The following is a 1,499-nucleotide window of genomic DNA, read 5'->3' as shown; positions in this document are numbered from 1 at the left end:
CACGTACGTGCCGACGACGGTGACCTGGATCCGGGCGGACGACGCGTCGGCACCGGCGGGCCGGCCCTTCAAGGAGTAGGCCGGAGCGCGGCATGCAGGCAGACAGGTGGGGCGTGAACAGACAGGTGGGGCCGAAACGATATGTTTCGGCCCCACCTGTCTGTTCATCACCCGCGCGTCCGCCCACGTGCGCGGTACCCCGCCACCGGGGCCCGCGCGGCCTCAGCGGCTGATGAGCCCTGCGTCGTACGCCAGCAGCCCCGCCTGCGTTCTGTTGGTGCATTCCAGCTTCACCAGCATGCGCGACACATAGCCCTTGACCGTCGCCTCGCTGAGGAACAGCTTCGTGGCGATCTGGGCGTTGGACAGGCCCTCGCCGAGGCACGTGAGGACGTCCGTCTCGCGTTCGGTGAGCTTGCCGACCAGGGCTTTGGCCCGCTCGCGCGCCGCGTCCTCGTCGGACGAGGCGCCGACGATGCGGCGCATGGCGACGGGCGAGAGGACGGTGTGGCCGTCGGCGGCCACGCGGACGAGCCCGATCAGGTCCTCGGGCGGAGTCGACTTCACAAGAAATCCACTGGCCCCGCTGCGCAGCGCCCGCATCACATACTGATCGGCGTCAAATGTGGTGAGCGCCACCACCTTTGGCGGCTGGTCGAGTTTCATGATGCATTCGATCGCCGTGAGGCCGTCCACGCCCGGCATCCGCAAATCCATGAGGACGAGATCGGGGCGGTACCTTATCACGGCCTCGACCGCGGCGGCTCCGTCGTGGGCCGCGTCGACGACGTCGATATCGTCGGCCGAACCGAGAATCGTTTTCAAATGCGCGCAGACCATGGGTTCGTCATCAACAAGCAGCACCTTTACGACTTCATGACCCATGCCGACAGCCTATCCACAGGGGTGTTGCAAAGTCCCGGCGGTAGTGGAGAGTTTCAGGTCACAGTGGTGTGACGCCTGCTGAGCGTGCCGTCTCGTACGCAGCGAAGCTCCAGCTGGAGCGGGTGACCTCTCAAGTCGCCCTGGCGAACCGGAGCTTCGATGTGCCGTCAGTCTGCCCGTGTCCGTCCGATCATCCCCCCGCGGTCAGCACCGTGCCCTTGCGGGATGGCCGCAGCGGCCGGCCACGCCGGCTGACCCCCGCCGCCGACGGGGAAGCGTCACCCGCTCGTGAATGTGCTGCTGGTCGCTTGCTCGGCCGTGCTCACCGGGGCCCGTTCATTCGCCGCGATCGGCCGGCGGGTCCGCGGCGCCCCGCAGGGCACCCTCGCCCGGCTCGGCATCCGCATCACGAGCGTGTTCAACGTTCCTGTCGCGCCGAGCGCGATCAACCAGCTACGAACAGTGGGCCACACCAACATCGCCGCCGGCATCCGGGAGATGTCCTACCAGCCCTTTCACCGCCCGCCGGCCTACTCGGACCGACCCGACCAGCAACGATCCGAGATCGTCAGCCTTGCAGCAGCCCTGATGCCTATCCCCCGGGCACTTCCATC

The 1,499-nt window shown here is 67.5% G+C and carries 1 protein-coding gene and 1 pseudogene; one reads left to right on the top strand and one right to left on the bottom strand.

What is annotated here, in order from left to right; all coding sequences use genetic code 11:
• Positions 1-222 precede the first annotated feature (222 nt).
• Complete coding sequence (locus ACFYNP_RS38355; RefSeq protein WP_385022827.1) at positions 223-885, bottom strand: response regulator; 663 nt, start codon at positions 883-885, stop codon at positions 223-225.
• 288 nt (positions 886-1,173) lie between these two features.
• On the opposite strand from ACFYNP_RS38355, the pseudogene ACFYNP_RS38350 reads away from it, so the two are divergent.
• A pseudogene (locus ACFYNP_RS38350) lies at positions 1,174-1,499 on the top strand (hypothetical protein); the annotation flags it as partial.

It is taken from the genome of Streptomyces sp. NPDC006691, from assembly GCF_042869955.1.
Lineage (GTDB): Bacteria > Actinomycetota > Actinomycetes > Streptomycetales > Streptomycetaceae > Streptomyces.
The sequence above is the reverse complement of the archived record's forward strand: the minus strand, read 5'-3'. Positions and strand labels throughout refer to the sequence as shown.

What these genes read in the sequence shown, in the direction of transcription:
- ACFYNP_RS38355 (WP_385022827.1), bottom strand. Translation starts at nt 885, where the DNA reads ATGGGTCATGAAGTCGTAAAGGTGCTGCTTGTTGATGACGAACCCATG.